Origin of the sequence: Micromonospora sp. NPDC093244, assembly GCF_040683695.1 — a bacterium.
GTDB lineage: Bacteria > Actinomycetota > Actinomycetes > Mycobacteriales > Micromonosporaceae > Micromonospora.
In genome coordinates this window covers 1,660,043-1,677,905 of the sequence record NZ_JBFBEO010000001.1, presented here as the reverse complement: position 1 = coordinate 1,677,905, position 17,863 = coordinate 1,660,043, and the positions used below count along the sequence as shown (strand labels likewise).

Sequence of the window (17,863 nt, the reverse complement as noted above, 5' to 3'; positions counted from 1 at the left end):
AGCCGGTCGCCGGTCAGGTGTGGCCACGCGGGACGGATCTCAGACCAGCGCGGCCAGCCGCGGGACGAGGTCGGCGGGTGCCGGCATGGCGGCGATCTCCCGGCTGACCTGACCGGCGGCGGCGCGCAGGCCGTCGTCGGTGAGCAGCCGGGTCAGCGCCTCCGCGGTGACGTCCCGGGGGCGCAGCGCCAGGCCGGCGCCTCGGCGGGCCACCAGTTCGGCGTTGTGCCGCCGGTCCCCCGGGCCCACGGTGGCCAGCTGGGGCAGACCGGCGGCGAGGGCGCCCAGGGCGCTGCCCGCGCCGCCGTGGTGGACCAGCGCCGCGCTTGCCGGCAACGCCTCGCCCAGGGGAATCCAGTCGACCACCCGTACGTTGCCGGGCAGCGAACGCGCCGAGCGCCCGTCCGGGCGGACCAGCACGAACTCGGCGTCCACCTGGGCGGCGGCGGCCACCACGGCGGGCATCGGACCCCTGTCGCCGGGGCCGGTCAGGGTGCTGCGGGTGACCAGGACGCGGGGCCGTTCACCCGGCTCGCGCAGCCAGGACGGCAGCTCGCCGCCGCCGACGTACGAGGCGTACCGCATCGGCCACCCGTCCTGGACGGCCACGCTGGGCGGGGCCACGGCGATGGCGGCGGCGGGTGGCGGCAGCTCGGTCAGGCCGTGCCGGCGCAGCGTGGCACCGAGGCGGGCCCCTGTGGCGCGGACCAGTTCCCGGCCGTCGAAGAGGGAGTTCTCCTGGCGGACGGCCGGCACGTCGAGCCGCGCGGCGGCCACCGCGCCGGCGACCGCGAACGGCTCGTGCAGCACCAGATCCGGGCGCCACCTGTCGGCGAGCGCGACAACCGGATCGGTGAGCTGGTCGTTGAGCGCGCCGAACAGCAGGCCGGCGCCCCGGGTGCCGGCCGTGCCGGCCAGCTCGGCGCGCGCGACAAGCGGGTGGCGGGGAAGGACCCGCAGCGCGATCCGGCCGAAGTCGAAGCCCGGCGCGACGTCGTGCACCGGCAGACCGGCGTCGGCGGCGGCCAGCGCACCGCCGCCGGTGGCCAGCAGCACGTCGTCGCCGGCGTCGCGCAGCGCGACCGCGAGCGGCACCAGCGGGAAGGCATGGCCGACGAGTGGCGCGGAGACCACCAGCACGCGCATGAGGCGGATCCTATGTCGACGGCGGCGACGCCGGCTGCCCCTCGGCGCCTTCAGCCGGCCCGGCGCTGGTCGACGATGCGGCGCATCTTGCCCATCGACCGCTCCACCGCGTCCGGTGCGAGCACCTGCACCGCGACGCTCACGCCGACCGTGTTCTTCACCAGCTCGACGAGCGTCGCGCCGGCCCGCTCGGCGGCGTCCACGGCGACCCCGGCCCGCCGCTCGACCCGTACGGTGAGGCTGTCCAGCCGGCCCTGCCGGTCCAGGACGCACTGGAAGTGCGGTGACAGCTGCGGGGTCCGCAGGATCAGCTCCTCGATCTGGGTGGGGAAGACGTTCACCCCGCGCACGATCATCATGTCGTCCGTCCGACCGGTGATCTTCTCGATCCGGCGCATCGGGCGGACGGTGCCGGGCAGCAGCCGGGTCAGATCGCGGGTGCGGTAGCGCACGACTGGCATCGCCTCCTTGGTCAGGGAGGTGAGCACCAGCTCACCCCGCTCACCGTCGGGCAGCACCGCTCCGGTGACCGGGTCGATGATCTCCGGGTAGAAGTGGTCCTCCCAGACGTGCAGCCCGTCCTTGGTCTCGACGCACTCGGTGGCCACGCCCGGACCCATCACCTCGGAGAGCCCGTAGATGTCGACGGCGTGGATGTCCAGACGCTGCTCCATCTCGTGGCGCATGTCCTCGGTCCACGGCTCCGCCCCGAAGATGCCCACCCGCAGCGAGGTGGCGCGCGGGTCGACGCCCTGGCGCTGCATCTCGTCGACGATGGCGAGCATGTAGCTGGGTGTGACCATGATGACCTCGGGTTCGAAGTCGCGGATCAGCATCACCTGGCGTTCGGTCATGCCGCCGGAGACCGGGATGACGGTGCAGCCCAGTTCCTCGGCACCGTAGTGCGCGCCCAGGCCGCCGGTGAAGAGCCCGTAGCCGTACGCGACGTGCACCCGGTCGCCCGGTCGGCCGCCGGAGGCCCGGATGGACCGGGCCATCAGTCGGGCCCAGGTGCGCAGGTCGTCGCGGGTGTAGCCGACCACCGTCGGCCGGCCGGTGGTGCCGGAGGAGGCGTGCAGTCGGGCGATCCGCTCCCGGGGTACGGCGAACATGCCGAACGGGTAGTTGTCGCGCAGCTCGGCCTTGCCGGTGAACGGGAAGCGGGCCAGGTCGTCGAGGTCGTGGCAGTCGTCGGGGTGCACCCCGGCCGCGTCGAACGCCCGGCGGTAGTGCGGCACGTTGTCGTACGCGTGCCGCAGCGACAAGCGCAGCCGCTCGCGTTGCAGGGCACGCAGCTCGTCGACGCCGGCGCGCTCGACCGGCTCCAGCTCGTCGGGACGAGGGGTGCGGTCCTGCATCGCCTGTCTCCCTTGGCGCGACGGTCCCGGTGGGGCTGCGGGTACCGTACGCCGCCGTCGCCGGGGCGGTCACTGGACGCCATGTCGACGGGCGGTGGGCGCGTGCGGGTGAGGGGCGCCGAACCGGGCGTGGCGCCCGGCCCGGCGTCGCTCTGATCATCGCCCCGCCATCCTCTCGCAATTGCAAAAGATGTGCAACAAGGTCTGGACCCGAGACGGTGGAGTAACTAGCCTCAGCACCATGACTCCTTACATCACGGATGCGTCGGCGTGGCAGGAGAGCTGGGACCGCCAGCAGGAGGCCTACCTACCGGACCGGGAACACCGCCTCGCCACGATGCTCGACGCCGTCCACGCCGTCCACGCCGTCCACGCCGTCCTCGACGGGCGGCCACCGCGCCTGCTCGACCTGGCCGGCGGCACCGGCAGCATCTCGCTGCGGACGCTTGCACGCTTCCCCGGCGCCGAGGTGACCCTTGTGGACCTCGACCCGGCGCTGCTCGCCATCGCCGGGGCCTCGCTGGGCGAGCGCGCCACAATCGTCACCGCCGATCTCGGCACTCCCGAGTGGCGTGCCGCACTCCCCCATGACGGGTACGACGCCGTCCTCACCGCCACCGCCCTGCACTGGCTGCCCGCCGAGCGGCTCGGCGCGCTCTACGCCGAACTGCGCGACGTGCTGCGACCGGGCGGGGTCTTCGTCAACGCCGACCACATGCCCGAGGACACCCTGCCGGAGCTGACCAAACGACTCATGGACCGGGCACGTGAGCGGCGCGACGCCCGGTACGCAGCCGGATCGGTGCTGTCCTGGTCGCAGTGGTGGGAGCGGGCCGGCGCGGACCCGGCGCTCGCCCCCCTGGTGGCCCGCCGGCACGCCATCTACCCGACCGGGCACAGCCCGGAGTGGAACCCGCCGGCCTCCTGGCACCTCGCCGCGCTCACCGACGCCGGATACCGCGAGGTGGGCACGCTGTGGCGCGGCGGCCCGGACGCCGCCGTGGCCGCACTACGCTGAGGACCCGTGTCAGAGCCGCCAGACCCGCGCACCGACCCCGACGTCGACCTTCGCGTCCCCGCCGACCGGAGAGAGCTGACCGTCCGCCCGGCGACGGTTCTCGGCACCATCGCGGCCGGCGGGGTGCTCGGCGCACTGGCCCGGGCCGGGCTGCAACATCTCGCCCCGCACGCGCCGACCGGTTTCCCGTGGGCGACGTTCGGCGTCAACCTCTCCGGCTGCCTGCTGATCGGCGTACTGATGGCGACACTCACGCACGTCGGCGGTGGACACCCCCTGGCCCGACCGTTCCTCGGGGTCGGGGTGCTGGGCGGCTTCACCACCTTCTCCACGTACGCGGTGGACGTCCAACAGGCGCTTGTCGCGGGCGCCCCGGGCACCGCTGTGGCGTACCTGGCCGCGACGCTGCTCGGGGCGCTCGTCGCGGTCGGGTCGGGTGATGCCGGCACCGCCGCGCTGCTGCGACGGCGGGCAGCCCGGTGACACTGCTGCTCATCGCGCTGGGCGCGGCCGTCGGCGCACCGCTGCGCTACCTCACCGATCGGGCCGTGCAGTCCCGGCACGGCTCCGCGTTCCCGTGGGGCACCTTCACCGTCAACGTGATCGGGTCACTGCTGCTGGGCGCGCTGGTCGGGTGGCCGGCCGGTCCGGCGGTGACGGCGGCGCTGGGCACCGGGTTCTGCGGCGCGTTGACCACCTACTCCACCTTCAGCTACGAGACACTGCGGCTCGCCCGGGGCGGCGACCGGCTCCTCGCTGTCGCCTACGCGCTGGGCAGTGTCGCCGCCGGGCTCGTCGCGGCCACCGCCGGCTACGCCGTGGCCCGCGCCCTGACGGGCTGACCTCCGACTCACAGTGGCGCCCCTGACGAGGGATCCGACGAGAACACCCTGAGGGTATATACGCGAGGTATACCCTCGGTGTAGTCTCCTGGCATGAGCGTGCCACTGACCCTGCTCGGCCTCCTCGAACGAGAGCCCAGCCACGGATACGACCTCAAGCGCGACTACGACGCCTTCTTCGGGCGGGGCAAGCCACTGCCGTTCGGCCAGGTCTACTCCACCCTCAGCCGCCTGGCCCGGGACGGCAAGGTGGTCATCAGCGACGTCGCGCCCGGTTCCGGCCCCGACCGCAAGCGCTACATCATCACCGACCTCGGCGCGACCGAGGTCGAGCAGTGGCTGACCCAGCCGGTCGACCCGGAACCGCACCTGCAGACGGTGCTCTTCGCCAAGGTCGTGCTCGCGCTGATGCTCGACCGCCCCGCCGACGAGTACCTCGACACCCAGCGCAGCTCGCATCTGCAGCGGATGCGCGAGCTCACCGAGATCAAACGGGCCGGCAACCTGGTCGACGCGCTGCTCGCCGACCACGGCCTGTACCACCTGGAGGCGGACCTCCGGTGGATCGAGATGACCAGCGCCCGGCTGGACGCCCTACGCAAGGAGGTGCGGCGATGAGCGTCATCATCGAGGCCCGCGACGTGGAGTTCTCCTTCGGTCAGACCCCCGCCCTGCGCGGCGCGAGCGTGGCCGTTGACGCGGGCGAGATCCTTGCCATCATGGGCCCCAGCGGCTCGGGCAAGTCCACCCTGCTGCACTGCCTGGCCGGCATCCTCGTGCCCCACTCCGGCGAGATCCTCTTCGACGGCTCCCGGATCGACACCATGTCCGAGACTGGACGCAGCGCTCTACGGCGGGACCGTTTCGGCTTCGTGTTCCAGTTCGGTCAACTCGTCCCCGAGCTGACCGCCGTGGAGAACGTCGCGCTGCCGCTGCTGCTCAGCGGCGTACACCGCAAGCGGGCGCTGCCGAAGGCCAGTGCCTGGTTCTCGCGCCTCGGCCTCGACGGCCTGGAGCAGCGGCGCTCGGGTGAGCTCTCCGGCGGGCAGGCGCAGCGCGTCGCCCTGGCCCGGGGTCTGGTCGCCGAGCCGCAGGTCCTCTTCGCCGACGAGCCGACCGGGGCACTCGACTCACTCACCGGCGAGCAGGTCATGGACCTGCTGGTCGGCGCCGCCCGCGAGCAGGGCACCACCGTCATCCTGGTGACCCACGAGGCCCGGATCGCCGCGTACGCCGACCGCGAGGTCATGGTCCGCGACGGGCGCGTCAACGCGCCGGAGCGGATCGCATCATGATCGGCTTCGGGTTCCGCCTCGCCGTAGCCGGCGGCCGCGAGGCGCTCACCCGCCTACTCGTCATCGCCGCCGCCGTCGCCGTCGGCAGTGGGCTGCTGCTGACCACCCTCGCCGGGGTCAACGCGGTCAACGCCCAGCTCACCCGGTACGCATCGGTCTATCCCAACGCCTCGACGGGCGGCGACGCCGATCCCCTGTGGTGGTCGACGCGCGAGGACTACTTCCACGGCAAGCAGATCATTCGGATCGACGTCGCCGCGAGCGGGCCGAGGTCGGACACCCCGGCCGGCATCCCGACCACTCCGGGCCCCGGGGAGTTCTACGCCTCGCCCGCGCTACGGGAACTGTTCGCGGCGTACCCGGCCGACCACCTGGCCGACCGCTACCCGGGGCGCGACCTCGGCACCGTCGGACCTGCCGGTCTGACCTCACCGGACACTCTGCTCGCCGTCGTGGGCGGCACCCCGGACAGCGTCGGCAAGCTGCCAAACGCCCGGCGAGTCGCCAGCGTCGGGGACGTTCCGGCGCTTCCCGAGTCCACTGTGAACCTCATCCTGGGCGTAATCGCCGGCGGGCTGCTCTTCCCGGTGCTGATCTTCATCGGCACCGCCACCCGGCTCAGCGCCGCCCGCCGGGAGCAGCGCTTCGCCGCGATGCGCCTGGTCGGTGCGACACCCCGGCAGATCTCGGTGGTCGCCGCCGTGGAGGCGACCGCAGCGGCCGTCACCGGCACCGCCGTCGGCTTCGGCCTGTTCTACGCCTTCCGCGGCCCGATGGCGGGCATCCCGTTCACGGGCATGCCGTTCTTCCCCAGCGACATGTCGCTGGGCGTGCTGGACGTCCTGCTCGTGGCGCTCGGCGTTCCGGCCGCCGCGGCGCTGGCGGCCCAGGTCTCGCTGCGCCGGGTCCGGATCTCGCCGCTGGGCGTGACCCGCCGGGTCACTCCCCGCGCCCCGCGGGCGTACCGGCTGATCCCGATCCTGCTCGGTGTCGCCGTGCTGTTCTTCGCCATCGGGTTCCGGCCCCCGACATCCGATGGCCAGGCCGCGGTGTTCCTTCCCGGCCTGCTGCTCATCATGGCCGGTCTGATCCTCGCCGGCCCGTGGCTGACGATGGTCGGCGCCCGGATCATGGCCCGGTACGCCAACCGCCCCGCCACCCTCATCGCCGCGCGACGCCTCGACGACAACCCGAAGGCCGGTTTCCGGGCGATCAGCGGCATCATGCTCGCGCTCTTCGTCACAAGCGTCGCCGTCGGCGTGATCACCACGATCGTCGACGAACGCGGCCCGGCCCCGATCGGCTCGACCGACGCGGGCACTGTGACCACCGTGTTCGACGAGAAGGCGGCAACGGTGCCCGACCCGCTCTTCGCCGACCTGCGGGCGATCACCGGTGTGCGGTCCGCGACCGCCATCCGGGAGAACCCGAACCTCATGAACGGCGGCGAGACCGGAGTGATCGCGTGCGCCGACCTGCCGAGCGCGTACGGCAGGTGCGCCGAGGGGGCGAGCGTCATCGAGGTGCCGACAGGGCTCAGCCGCTGGCGGGAGTCGGCGTCGCCCACGACGATCTGGCCCGCCGCGTCGCTCACCCTCGAGGAACTCCAGCGGATTCCGGTGGTGTCGATCGTCGTCGGCACGGACGGCTCCGCTGCCGCCATCGAGCGCACCCGCACCGTGCTGGAGGTCGCCTTCCCGACCTTCTGGGTCGGGCCGAACGTTCCCGGTGACTTCGAGTCGGACTTCGCCAACACGCTGCGCGGCTGGGAGCAACTGGCCAACGTCATCATCATCGCCAGCCTCGCGCTCGGCGGGTGCAGCCTCGCGGTCAGCGTCATCGGCGGCCTCACCGAGCGCAGACGCCCGTTCAGCCTGCTGCGCCTCAGCGGGGCTCCGGTGCGGGTCCTGCGCCGGGTGGTCGCGTTGGAGAGCGCCGTACCGATGCTCGCCGTCGCCGCCGTCGCCATCGGGATGGGCCTGCTCGCCGCGCACCTGTTCCTGCGGGCGCAGATGGGCTACACGCTCGTCGCGCCGGAGCCGCGCTTCTACGTGATCGTCGTCGTCGGCCTGGCCGCCTGCCTCGGCGTCATCGCCTCCACCCTGCCGCTGCTGGAACGCGTCACCGGCCCGGAGACCGCCCGCAGCGAGTAGCCGTCAGCCCGTCGGCCCGGTGGTCGTGAGCGCGACCACCGGGCCGAGCACGAAGACGGCGGGCGGTCGGATGTCCTCCCGGGCGGCGACCGCGCCGATCTCGTCCAGCCGGGCGGGCACGGACCGCTGGCCGGGCAGCCCCGCATCCTGGACGGCGAGCACCGGAGTCTCCGGGGCGCGTCCGTGCTCGATCAGCACCGCCGCGATCTTCGCGATGGTGTCGACTGCCATCAGCAGCACGACGGTGCCCCGGGCGCGGGCCAGCGCCGCCCAGTCGACGAGCGAGTCGGGGTGCCCGGGCGGCAGATGCCCGGACACGACAGTGACGTCGTGCGCGACACCCCTGTGCGTCACCGGCACGCCGGCCAGGGCCGGTGCGGCGAGGGCGCTGCTCACCCCGGGGACCACTGTCACCGGCACACCGGCCGCCGCACACGCCTGCACCTCCTCGTGGCCGCGTCCGAAGACGTACGGGTCGCCGCCCTTGAGCCGGACCACCCGGCGGCCGGCGCGGGCGTGCGATACCAGGGCCGCGTTTATCGCGTCCTGGGACATGGACGGGCCCCGGGGCACCTTCGCGGCGTCGACCACGAGCACGTCGGGGCGCAACCCGGCGAGCAGCCCCTGCGGGGCGAGGCGGTCGACGACGACCACCTCCGCCGCGTCGAGCAGCGCCTGTCCGCGTACCGTGATCAGGTCGTCGGGGCCCGGCCCGCCGCCCACCACGGCTACCGACCCCCGGTCGTGGCGGTGGTGGTCGTGCCCGTGGTGGTGGTGGTGGCCGACCGGGTCGTCGGGGTGGTCGTGCGGTTGCTGCGGGCGGCCCACCTTGTCGGCGAAGCCGGGCATCAACACCCGGTACGCGCAGGTGTCGCAGTTCATCCGAATGTCCCCACCGAGCGCCTCGGCGTGCCGCTCCCGCACCAGGTCGGCGAGGGCGTCGCAGTCGCCGATCACCTCGGCGACACGGACGTCGAGGTCGGGGTGGGCAGCGGCGAACTCCGCCGACTGGGCGACGATCCCGTCCGGCAGCACCCCGGCGAACAGGAAGTACGGCGCCACGACGATCCGCCGCGCGCCGAGGCGGCGCAGCCGTTCCAGCACGGCCGGCACCGACGGCTGCGCCAGGGAGACGAATCCCGGTTCGACGCCCGCGTAGCCGCGTCCCTCCCAGAGCAGCCGGGCGACCTTGGCCACCTCGGCGTTGGCGTCCGGGTCGGTGGACCCCCGCCCGATCAACGCCACCCACGTGCCGGCCCGGTCGGTGCCCGCCAGCGCCGCGTCGATGCGCTGTTCGAGGGCGTCGTGCAGCAGCGGGTGCGGGCCGAGCGGACGACCGTAGCGGTAGGTCAGCCCGGGATGACGCTCCTGCTCACGGGCCATCGCGGCGGGAATGTCGCCCTTGCCGTGCCCGGCGGCGGTGAGCACCAGCGGCAACGCCACAAGCTTCCGGTGCCCGCGTGCGACGAGCGCGCCTACCGCGTCGGTGAGCGGCGGGCGGGACAGCTCGATGAAGCCGCCCTCGACATCGCCGACCTCGCCGCGGCGGCGGACCCGCTCGACGAGCGCGGCGAACTGGTCGACCCCGGCCGCGCTGCGCGTACCGTGCCCGACGATCACCAATCCGGTCATGACTTCTCCTCGACGTAGAGCAGGGCGTTGAGGGCGGCGGCGGCGACCGCCGAGCCACCCTTCTCGCCCACGTTGGACACGGCGGGCAGGCCGCTGGCCCGCAGCGCCGCCTTCGACTCGGCGGCGCCCACGAAGCCGACAGGCAGGCCGACGACCAGCGCCGGCGCGGCGTCCACTGTGAGCAGTTCGACGAGCGCGGTGGGCGCGCAGCCAACCACCCACACCGCGCCGGGGCCGACCCGGTCCAGCGCGATCCGCACAGCCGCCGCCGAGCGGGTGATGCCTGCCGCGCGGCCCAACTCGGCGGCGGCCGGCTCGGCGACCGGGCAGACCAGTTCCAGGCCGGCCCGGGTGATGCCGGCGGCGACCATCGCCACGTCCGTGACCACCGGCACGCCGGCGCGCAGCGCGGCCAGCCCCGCCTCCAGGGCGGCCTCGTCGCAGACGAGATCGTCGACGTACGCCAGGTCCGCGCTGGCGTGCACCACCCGTTCGGTCACCGCTCGACTCAGCGGCGGCAGGTGCGACAGGTCGACGCGCTCGCGCAGGATGCGGTACGACTCCACCTCGATCGGGTGCGCCACCCGGCTCATCGGGTTCCTCCACGCTCGTCGGGGTCGAGCACGCGTATCGCGTCGACCGGGCAGATCTCCAGGCACTCCAGGCAGCCGGTGCACCGGTCGGCGCGGACCGCCAGGCCGCCGGGGACCGGCCGGATCGCGTGCGTGGGACAGGTGAGCAGGCAGGCGCCGCAGCCCTGGCACGCGCCGATCGTCACGAGCGCCACCGGTACCCCCGGGGCGTGACCATCCGACCGGCCACCACTCTCGTGTCGCTGCTGCCGACCACCACGACGCTGTACATGTCGACGATCCCCGGGTCCAGGGTCGCCAGGGTGGCCAGGTGCACCCGCTCGCCGGGGCGGCTGGCGTTGCGCACCACACCGACAGGGGTGTCCGCTGGCCGGTGCGCCGCGAGGATGCCGAGCGCCTTGCCGAGCTGCCAGTCGCGCGCCCGGCTGCGCGGGTTGTAGAACAGCGTCACGAAGTCACCCTCGGCAGCCGCCGTCACCCGCCGCTCGATGACCTCCCACGGGGTGTGCAGGTCGGACAGGCTCACGTAGGCGTGGTCGTGGCCGAGGGGGGCGCCGAGCAACGCGCCGGCCGCGAGGGCTGCCGTCACCCCGGGCACGCCCACCACGTCGATGCGCTCGTCGGCGTACTCCAGGGCGGGGCTGGCCATCGCGTACACCCCGGCGTCGCCGGATCCGATCAGCGCGACCGCCCGGCCGGCGGCGGCCTCGGCGACGGCGGCGCGGGCCCGCTCCTCCTCCGCGCCCAGCCCGCTGGACAGCACCCGGATGCCGGGGCGGAGCACGTCGCGGACCTGGTCGAGGTACTGGTCCAGGCCGACCACCACGGCGGCGCGTCGCAGCTCGACGACCGCGCGCGGGGTGCGCAGGTCGGCCGCTCCCGGCCCGAGCCCCACCACGGCGAGCCGGCCGCGCGGCGCGTGCCGCGCCACGGCCACGGTCGCCATCGTCGACGCGGTCTTGCCGACCAGCAGCGTGGCGTCGTCGGGCCGGCCGTGTGGGCCGAGCAGCGCGGCGGCCTCCGCCACGCTCGGCGTGCCGACCGCCGCGCGGACCACCTCGCTGGGGTGCGGCACGTCCACCGCCGCCAGCCGCGTCGCCGGCCAGGTCACCAGGGGTACGCCGAGCGCGTCGGCGGTGTCGCGGATGCCCGCCTCGTCGGCCTTGACGTCGGCGCTGGCCAGGCAGCGCAGGCTCGCCGGGTCGAGGCCGGCCTCGACCAGCACCCGGTGCAGCAGCTCGGCCACCTCGGCGGCCGGTACGCCCCGACTCGCGCCCACCCCGGCGACAAGCGACGGGGGCCGCAGCACTGCGGTCCGCCCATCGAGCGGCACCACCCGGTCGGTGACCAGCAGCCGATGTCCGCCGTCAGTCGTGTCCTCGTCGGTGACGCGCACGTTCGGGGGCAGGGCGGGCAGCGGCCAGTCGGCGTCGGCGACCAGCCGGACCGGCTCACCGTCCAGGATGGCCCGGGACACCACGGCGACGGCGCCCCGCACCGGCCAGCCGAGGGTGTCCAGTCCCGGCAGGCCGACCGCGTCGGTGGCCGTGGTGATCACCGGTCGGGCGTCCAGCAGGGCGCCGACGGCCTCGGCGAGAGCGTTGCCGCCGCCGGCGTGCCCGCCGAGCAGGGCCACCGCGTGCCGGGCCGCCTCGTCGACGACCACCACCGCCGGGTCGGTGCGCTTGTCGTCGAGAAGCGGCGCGAGGATCCGTACCACCGCGCCGGTGGCCAGGAACGCGATCACGGCGTCGCACTCCGCCCAGGCGCCGCGCAGCGCGTCGGCGACGCTCTCCCCCTCGATGAGGCGGGCGTGCGGCCAGGCGGCGGTGACGGTGTCGGCGTGCCGCCGGCCGGCGGCGGTGGCCGCCACCAAGCCGATGCGGGCCGGCGGGTTCTGGTCGGTCACTGGCGCTCCCCGGTGAGGACGACCACCGGGTTGGTGGCCGCGAGGCGGATGGACCCGCCGGGCAGGTCGGCGAGGCGGGCGGCGGAGAGCTGGCAGCCGTCGACCGTGTAGCCGGCGGCGCGCAGCAGGCCCACGGCCGGCCCGACCCGGTCCAGGGCGGCCAGGGTGGCCACCACCCGGTCCGGTCGGCGGGATGCCACGGCGGCGAGGACGCCGGCCCCGCCACCGCCGACGAAGACCGCGTCCGGCTCGGGCAACCCGGCCAACGCCTCCGGTGCCCGCCCGATGACCAGTCGGACGTCGACGGCGTGCGCGGCGGCGTTGGCCCGGATCGTCGCGGCGGAGTCGGTGTCCCGTTCGACGGCGAGCACGGCCGCGCCGAGCGACGCGCACTCGATGCCCACCGAGCCGCTGCCCGCGCCGACGTCCCAGATCAGCCGGCCGAGGCGGGGACGCAACCGGGCGACGACGAGGGCGCGCACCTCCGACTTGGTGATCATCGAGTCGCGGTGGGCGTACCTGGTCTCCGGCAGCGCCCACCCGTGGGTGGGGGCGGCGGCGGGCTGGTTGTCCGACCGCATCGCGCCGACGTCGGCCGCGTCGGCGATGCTGAGCAGCACGTGCGGGTCGGACCAGGTCTCGGCAGCCGCCTGCTCGGGCGTCACCTCGCGGACCCGTTCGGCGTCGGTGCCCAGGTGCTCGGCGACGAGCAGGCGGCGGCACCAGCCGAGCAGGCCGGCGCCCAGCTCGGCCGCACCGGCGCCGGGCGCGGTGAGCACGGCGACAAGCGGCAGCGCCCGGCAGGCGTTCACCGCGGCTCGGGGGTCACGCCCGTGCGCGGTGACCACGACGGCGCCGTCCCAGGGCAGCCCGGCGCGGGCGAACGCGGCGGCCACACTGGACACCGCGGGCACCACCCGCAGCGGCAGCCCGGCCGCGCGCAGCCGCCTGACGATGCCGAACAGGCCGGGATCCCCGCTGGCCAGCACGACGGCCGGCACCCCTGCGGCGACAGCCCCGGTCAACCGCCGCACGGCGGGGGTGAGCGGCCCGAGGGCGACGGTGTCCGCGCCGGCCGGTACGGGCACCGAGGCCAGGTGCCGGGCGGCCCCGACGACCAGCCCGGCGGCGGCCAGCACCGGCGCGAGCGCGGGGTGTGGCGGGGCGCCGGCGGCGTCCAGACCTACCACCGTCACGCCTGCCGCCGGGGTCACCGGGGCCACCGGCCGGACGAGGCCACCACCTGCGAGCCCGCGAAGTCGACCATCGCCACGTCGACGGTGACCGTCGGCCCGGCGAAGCGCCGCAGCACCTGACGGACCCGGTGGCAGAGCAGATCCCCCGCCGGAGCGAGCAGCCCGGCGGCCTCCCACAGCTCGTACGCGTGCCGCCCGGTGTTCGCCCCGGTCACGGCCGCGACCAGCTCCGGGTCACCGCCGGCCTCGGCGGTCACCGCGCCGAGCAGGGAGAGGTCCACGGTGGAGCGCGTGTAGTGGGTCATCAGGATTCCCGCCGCGAGTTTGGCCAGTTTGCCGGCCATGCCGACGAAGACCACAGCGGTCATGTCGTCACCCACGGCGGCGCTCACCGCTGCTCCGGTGAAGTCGCCGACCTCGACGAAGCACACCTCGGGCAGCTCCGGCAGCAGCGCGCGGGCGGCCCGCTCGGTACGCCCACCGGTGCACAGCACCACCGTCCGCTCGCCCTGGGCGGCCATCACGTGCACCGCCTGCACCACGCTGGCCCGCCAGGACGCGGTGGAGAAGGGCCGCACGATCCCCGTCGTGCCGAGGATCGAGATGCCGCCCAGGATGCCGAGCCGCCGGTTTGTCGTCTTACGGGCCATGATCTCGCCCCGCGGCACGCTGATCACCACGCGGACGCCTACCTCGCCCAGGTCGACCACCTCGGCCACCGCCTCGCCGATCATTCGGCGAGGGGTGTCGTTGATCGCCGGACCGCCGACGGTGAGCCCGAGACCGGGCTTGGTGACCGTGCCGACGCCGGCGCCGCCGGCCAGCCGCAGCCCGGGCACGTCGGTCCAGTCCACCGTGGCGGTCAGCTCGGCACCGTGGGTGACGTCCGGGTCGTCGCCGGCGTCCTTGACGACCACCGCCTCGGCGCGCACCGGTGGGGTGCCGGTCACCTCGCAGCGTTCGACAGGGAAGCGCACCCGCCGCCCGGCGGGCAGCCCGATCTCCACCTCCGGCTGCACCTCGCCGGTGACAAGCGCGGTGACCGCGGCCTTCGCCGCCGCCGTCGCGCAGGCGCCCGTGGTCCAGCCGGTACGCAGCGCGGTGGGCCGGACCTTCGCGGTACGCGGCAGGTCCGGCTCGCGCAGCGGCGGCTCGGCGTACGTCACTGTGTGCCTGTTCCTCCGGCGCGGGAGCCGGCCTGTCGGCGCAGCTCGGCGCGGGCGGCTGGCTCGGCCCTGCGGAAGGTGTGGAAGTGCCCGGGGTGGTACAGGTGCGAGCGGGTGCCCTCGGCGGCCAGGGCCGGCCCGACCAGGAAGAGTGTGTGCTTCCACAGCCTGTGCTGTTTCACCGTCGCCTCCAGGGTGCCGACGGTGCAGCGCACCACCAGCTCGTCCGGCCAGGTCGCCTGGTACGCCACCACGGCCGGGGTGTCCGCCGGGTAGCCGCCGGCCAGCAGCTCGGCCTGCACCTGACCGGACCGGGCGGCGGAGAGGAACAGCGCCATGGTGGTGCCGTGCCGGGCGAAGTCCCGGACCCGCTCGCCGGGCGGCATGGGGGTCCGGCCACCTTCGAGCCGGGTGAGGATCACCGACTGGGCGACCTCGGGGACCGTCAGCTCCCGACCGACGATCGCCGCGACGGCCGTGAACGACGACACCCCGGGCACGATCTCGACGGCCAGGCCAAGCGCCCGGCACAGGTCCAGCTGTTCCTGCACGGCACCCCAGAGCGCCGGGTCGCCGGAGTGGATCCGCGCCACCGTCAGCCCCTGCTCGGCGGCCCGCCGGTAGAGCGGCAGCACCCCCTCGATGGGCAGCTGCGACGAGTCGACGACCTCCGCGTCGGGGCGGGCGTGGGCCAGGACGTCGGCGTGCACCAGGCTAGCCGCCCAGATGACGATGTCGGCCTCGGCGATCACCCGGGCGGCCCGCAGGGTCAGCAGGTCCGCCGCGCCGGGGCCGGCCCCGACGAACCACACAGTGCCGTCGCTGGTCACAGCTTTCCTCCTCGGTTGTCGCGGCGGGCGGGGACCAGCAGCGTCGACAGGTACGGCAGGTCGTGGTCGGTGTCGTCGACAGGTCCGACGTGTTCGCCGGGCAGGCCGAGGCCACGGCCGAGCACCGCGTCGTCGAGGCGGCCCTGCCGGCGTAGCTCGGCGAGCAGTTCGCTGTGACGCCGCCAGCCCTTGTAGGTGACCACGGTGCCCGGCCCCGCGAGGGCGTCGGCGAACAGCGCCAGACCGGCGGTGGCCGGCAGCAGGGTGAGCGGTTCGCGTCCCTCGCAGAGCGGGACGCCGCTGCGCGATGCCAGCTCCTGCATGGCGGTCACCCCCGGCACGGTCGCCACCTTCACCGTCGGGCGTACCGCCCGGACGCTCTGCGCCAGGTAGCCGAAGGTGGAGTACACGTTCGGGTCGCCGATGGTGGCGAAGGCCACCGACCGCGCGCCCGCGTCGATCGTCTCGACCACCGCGCGGGCGGCGGCGTCCCAGGCGGCCGCCCGTCGGGCGGTCACCCCACCCCTGTCGTCCAGGGCGAACGGAAGCCGGCGCAGCCGGTCCGACGCCACGTACTCCCGCACTGTCGCCTCGGCCCGCCCGGCGTCCGGTCGGTCCGCCATCACGGGTACGAACACCGCGTCGGCCTCGCGCAGGATCCGCACCGCCCTGACGGTGAGCAGTTCGGGGTCGCCCGGCCCGACCCCGACCCCGGTCAGCGTGGCGGTCATCGGCACGCCTCGACCAGGCGGCGGGCCGCGTCGGGATGGCCGGCCCAGTGGGTGTGCAGGTACGACGCGTGGACCCGGCCGGTGACGAAGCCGTGCCGCGCGTCGTCCCACCGCCACGCCGGCCGGTCCCCGTGCCCCGGGTCGGTGGTGGTGCGGTGGAACTCGTGGCCGCGTACCGGCTGACCGGCGCGGGCCACCGGGGAGTCGGCCACCGCCACGGCCTCGCGGTAGCCGAGGGTGAGGCGGCCTGTCATCCGGGCGGTCAGGTCCAACCTGCCGCACATCGGTACGCCGTCCAGGGACCGCCCGAGATAGAGCAGCCCGGCGCACTCGGCGACGATCGGTCCGTCGAAGTCGGCCAACTCGGCGCGGAGCGTGGCGTTGCCGGCCAGCGCCTGGGCGTACGCCTCGGGGAACCCGCCGCCGATCACCACCGCGCGGGTGCCGGCGGGCAGCGCCGGGTCACGCAGCGGGTCGACGGTGACCATGTCCGCACCGGCGGCGGTGAGCAGTTCGGCGGTCTCCGCGTACGAGAAGGTGAAGGCCGGACCACCGGCGAGCGCGACCCGTGGGCGCTCGACGCCGGCCGGCCCGCCGACGGCGGCCACCGGATCCCAGGCCGGGGCGGTCAGCGGTGCCGCGCTGCGGGCCAGGTCGAGCACCGCGTCGAGGTCCACGGTGGCCTCGACCAGTTCGGCCAGGGCGGTGACGATCGCCAGGGACTCGGGTGCCCGCTCGGCGACCGGGACCAGCCCGAGGTGCCGGGCCGGGGCGGCGACCTCGGCGGCGCGGGTGACCGCCCCGAGCACCGGTACGCCCACCTCGGCGAGGGCGTCGCGCAGCAGCGTCTCGTGCCGGGGCGAGCCGACCCGGTTGAGGATGACCCCGCCGATCCGCACCGCCGGGTCGAAGGCGGCCATGCCGAGGGTCAGCGCGGCGGCCGAGCGGCCCTGCGCGGTGGTGTCGAGGACCAGCAGCACCGGCGCGTCGATGAGCCGGGCGACGTGGGCGGTGGAGGCGAAGTCGCGGCGGCCGACCGCGCCGTCGTGCAGGCCCATGACGCCCTCGACGACGGCGACGTCGGCGGGTGTGGGGACGCTCGCGCCGTGCCGCAGCAGCGGCGCGATGCGCTGTGCGCCGACCAGGAACGGGTCGAGGTTGCGTCCGGGGCGGCCGGCGGCGAGGGCGTGGTAGCCCGGGTCGATGTAGTCCGGGCCGACCTTGTGCGGGCTGACCGTGAGGCCCCGGCGGCGCAGCGCGGCGAGCAGCCCGGTGGCGACTGTCGTCTTGCCGTGCCCACTGGCCGGCGCGGCGACCACCACCCGGGGCAGCGGCCACGGCTCGGCGCTCACCATTCGATGCCCTTCTGGCCCTTCTGGCCGGCGTCCATCGGGTGCTTGACCTTGGTCAGCTCGGCGACCAGGTCGGCGGCGGCGACCAGGCGCGGGTCGGCGTCCCGGCCGGTGATCACGACGTGTTGGAAGCCGGGCCGGTCGGTGAGGGTGGCGACCACCTCGTCGACGTCCACCCAGCCCCATTTCATCGGGTAGGTGAACTCGTCGAGCACGTACAGCCCATAGCGCTCGGCGGCCAGGTCGCGCTGGATCTGCCGCCAGCCCTCCAGGGCGTCGGCGGCGTGGTCGGCGTCGCCGCCGCGCTGGATCCAGGACCAGCCCTCGCCCATCTTGTGCCAGGTGACCGGGGCGCCCTGGCCGGTACGCTCGTGCACCTCGCCGAGCGCGCGGAAGGCGTTCTCCTCCCCCACCCGCCATTTGGCGCTCTTGACGAACTGGAACACCCCGACCGGCAGTCCGGCCGTCCACGCCCGCAGGGCCAACCCGAAGGCGGCCGTCGACTTGCCCTTCATCTGTCCGGTGTGGACGATCAGCAGTGGCCGGTGCCGCCGCTGCCGGGTGGTCAACCCGTCGGCGGGCACGTGACTCGGCTGTCCCTGCGGCATCAGCGCTGTCCCCCTCGTCCCGCGATCTTGCAGT

Annotated in this window: 17 protein-coding genes and 1 pseudogene; 6 read left to right on the top strand and 12 right to left on the bottom strand. The window is 74.7% G+C overall.

The window, feature by feature from the left end; all coding sequences use genetic code 11:
• Nucleotides 1-39: 39 nt before the first annotated feature.
• The gene (locus tag AB0N27_RS07420) at nt 40-1,146 is read right to left on the bottom strand and encodes a nucleotide disphospho-sugar-binding domain-containing protein (protein ID WP_364364592.1); all 1,107 of its coding nucleotides are present in this window, start codon (nt 1,144-1,146) and stop codon (nt 40-42) included.
• A 50-nt stretch (nt 1,147-1,196) separates the two neighbouring features.
• Nucleotides 1,197-2,504, bottom strand: coding sequence for a phenylacetate--CoA ligase PaaK (gene paaK, locus AB0N27_RS07415; protein WP_364364590.1), 1,308 nt, complete (start codon nt 2,502-2,504; stop codon nt 1,197-1,199).
• Nucleotides 2,505-2,745: 241 nt separating this feature from the next.
• Here paaK and AB0N27_RS07410 point away from each other — a divergent pair, with 241 nt between their 5' ends.
• The 6 genes from AB0N27_RS07410 to AB0N27_RS07385 all read left to right on the top strand — a co-directional run bounded on the left by AB0N27_RS07410 (nt 2,746) and on the right by AB0N27_RS07385 (nt 7,812).
• A complete protein-coding gene (locus AB0N27_RS07410; protein WP_364364587.1) occupies nt 2,746-3,522 on the top strand; it encodes a class I SAM-dependent methyltransferase in 777 nt (258 codons plus the stop codon).
• Nucleotides 3,523-3,528: 6 nt separating this feature from the next.
• Nucleotides 3,529-4,005 carry a CrcB family protein gene (locus AB0N27_RS07405; RefSeq protein ID WP_364364584.1) on the top strand — a complete coding sequence of 159 codons (477 nt, stop codon included), beginning with the start codon at nt 3,529-3,531 and terminating at the stop codon, nt 4,003-4,005.
• Nucleotides 4,002-4,364 (top strand): fluoride efflux transporter CrcB, encoded by a 363-nt coding sequence (crcB, locus tag AB0N27_RS07400; protein ID WP_364364581.1) that lies wholly within the window; start codon nt 4,002-4,004, stop codon nt 4,362-4,364. The genes AB0N27_RS07405 and crcB overlap by 4 nt, the downstream gene beginning before the upstream one ends.
• A 93-nt stretch (nt 4,365-4,457) precedes the next feature.
• The gene (locus AB0N27_RS07395) at nt 4,458-4,982 is read left to right on the top strand and encodes a PadR family transcriptional regulator (RefSeq protein ID WP_364364578.1); all 525 of its coding nucleotides are present in this window, start codon (nt 4,458-4,460) and stop codon (nt 4,980-4,982) included.
• Nucleotides 4,979-5,659, top strand: coding sequence for an ABC transporter ATP-binding protein (locus tag AB0N27_RS07390; protein ID WP_364364575.1), 681 nt, complete (start codon nt 4,979-4,981; stop codon nt 5,657-5,659). The genes AB0N27_RS07395 and AB0N27_RS07390 overlap by 4 nt, the downstream gene beginning before the upstream one ends.
• The gene (locus tag AB0N27_RS07385) at nt 5,656-7,812 is read left to right on the top strand and encodes an FtsX-like permease family protein (RefSeq protein WP_364364572.1); all 2,157 of its coding nucleotides are present in this window, start codon (nt 5,656-5,658) and stop codon (nt 7,810-7,812) included. The genes AB0N27_RS07390 and AB0N27_RS07385 overlap by 4 nt, the downstream gene beginning before the upstream one ends.
• 3 nt (nt 7,813-7,815) lie before the next feature.
• Here AB0N27_RS07385 and cobA read toward each other — a convergent pair whose 3' ends face one another.
• From cobA to cobO, 10 genes and pseudogenes are all read right to left on the bottom strand, one after another.
• On the bottom strand, nt 7,816-9,444 hold the full coding sequence (gene cobA, locus AB0N27_RS07380; protein WP_364364569.1) for a uroporphyrinogen-III C-methyltransferase: 1,629 nt from the start codon (nt 9,442-9,444) through the stop codon (nt 7,816-7,818).
• A complete protein-coding gene (locus AB0N27_RS07375; protein WP_364364567.1) occupies nt 9,441-10,037 on the bottom strand; it encodes a precorrin-8X methylmutase in 597 nt (198 codons plus the stop codon). Before AB0N27_RS07375 ends, cobA begins: the two co-directional genes overlap by 4 nt.
• A gap of 32 nt (nt 10,038-10,069) precedes the next feature.
• Nucleotides 10,070-10,231, bottom strand: a pseudogene (locus tag AB0N27_RS07370) (4Fe-4S binding protein); the annotation flags it as partial.
• A complete protein-coding gene (gene cobJ / locus AB0N27_RS07365; RefSeq protein ID WP_364364564.1) occupies nt 10,219-11,946 on the bottom strand; it encodes a precorrin-3B C(17)-methyltransferase in 1,728 nt (575 codons plus the stop codon). The pseudogene AB0N27_RS07370 and the gene cobJ, both read right to left, overlap by 13 nt.
• On the bottom strand, nt 11,943-13,169 hold the full coding sequence (cbiE, locus tag AB0N27_RS07360; RefSeq protein ID WP_364364561.1) for a precorrin-6y C5,15-methyltransferase (decarboxylating) subunit CbiE: 1,227 nt from the start codon (nt 13,167-13,169) through the stop codon (nt 11,943-11,945). Before cbiE ends, cobJ begins: the two co-directional genes overlap by 4 nt.
• Nucleotides 13,157-14,308: a cobalt-precorrin-5B (C(1))-methyltransferase gene (locus AB0N27_RS07355; protein WP_364364558.1), complete on the bottom strand. Its 1,152-nt coding sequence runs from the start codon at nt 14,306-14,308 to the stop codon at nt 13,157-13,159. The genes cbiE and AB0N27_RS07355 overlap by 13 nt, the downstream gene beginning before the upstream one ends.
• Nucleotides 14,305-15,138, bottom strand: a complete 834-nt coding sequence (gene cobM / locus AB0N27_RS07350) for a precorrin-4 C(11)-methyltransferase (RefSeq protein WP_364364555.1) — start codon at nt 15,136-15,138, stop codon at nt 14,305-14,307. The genes AB0N27_RS07355 and cobM overlap by 4 nt, the downstream gene beginning before the upstream one ends.
• Nucleotides 15,135-15,869 (bottom strand): precorrin-2 C(20)-methyltransferase, encoded by a 735-nt coding sequence (gene cobI, locus AB0N27_RS07345; RefSeq protein WP_364364553.1) that lies wholly within the window; start codon nt 15,867-15,869, stop codon nt 15,135-15,137. The genes cobM and cobI overlap by 4 nt, the downstream gene beginning before the upstream one ends.
• Nucleotides 15,866-17,224 (bottom strand): cobyrinate a,c-diamide synthase, encoded by a 1,359-nt coding sequence (locus tag AB0N27_RS07340; protein WP_364364551.1) that lies wholly within the window; start codon nt 17,222-17,224, stop codon nt 15,866-15,868. The genes cobI and AB0N27_RS07340 overlap by 4 nt, the downstream gene beginning before the upstream one ends.
• Nucleotides 17,218-17,829, bottom strand: coding sequence for a cob(I)yrinic acid a,c-diamide adenosyltransferase (gene cobO / locus AB0N27_RS07335; protein WP_364364549.1), 612 nt, complete (start codon nt 17,827-17,829; stop codon nt 17,218-17,220). Before cobO ends, AB0N27_RS07340 begins: the two co-directional genes overlap by 7 nt.
• Between the last annotated feature and the right edge of the window lie 34 nt (nt 17,830-17,863).

Coding starts and splice junctions, on each gene's coding strand:
- AB0N27_RS07410 (WP_364364587.1), top strand. CDS start 2,746: ATGACTCCTTACATCACGGATGCGTCGGCGTGGCAGGAGAGCTGGGAC.
- cobA (WP_364364569.1), bottom strand. CDS start 9,444: ATGACCGGATTGGTGATCGTCGGGCACGGTACGCGCAGCGCGGCCGGG.
- AB0N27_RS07390 (WP_364364575.1), top strand. CDS start 4,979: ATGAGCGTCATCATCGAGGCCCGCGACGTGGAGTTCTCCTTCGGTCAG.
- AB0N27_RS07375 (WP_364364567.1), bottom strand. CDS start 10,037: ATGAGCCGGGTGGCGCACCCGATCGAGGTGGAGTCGTACCGCATCCTG.
- cobO (WP_364364549.1), bottom strand. CDS start 17,829: ATGCCGCAGGGACAGCCGAGTCACGTGCCCGCCGACGGGTTGACCACC.
- AB0N27_RS07385 (WP_364364572.1), top strand. CDS start 5,656: ATGATCGGCTTCGGGTTCCGCCTCGCCGTAGCCGGCGGCCGCGAGGCG.
- AB0N27_RS07340 (WP_364364551.1), bottom strand. CDS start 17,224: ATGGTGAGCGCCGAGCCGTGGCCGCTGCCCCGGGTGGTGGTCGCCGCG.
- AB0N27_RS07420 (WP_364364592.1), bottom strand. CDS start 1,146: ATGCGCGTGCTGGTGGTCTCCGCGCCACTCGTCGGCCATGCCTTCCCG.
- AB0N27_RS07395 (WP_364364578.1), top strand. CDS start 4,458: ATGAGCGTGCCACTGACCCTGCTCGGCCTCCTCGAACGAGAGCCCAGC.
- cobI (WP_364364553.1), bottom strand. CDS start 15,869: ATGACCGCCACGCTGACCGGGGTCGGGGTCGGGCCGGGCGACCCCGAA.
- paaK (WP_364364590.1), bottom strand. CDS start 2,504: ATGCAGGACCGCACCCCTCGTCCCGACGAGCTGGAGCCGGTCGAGCGC.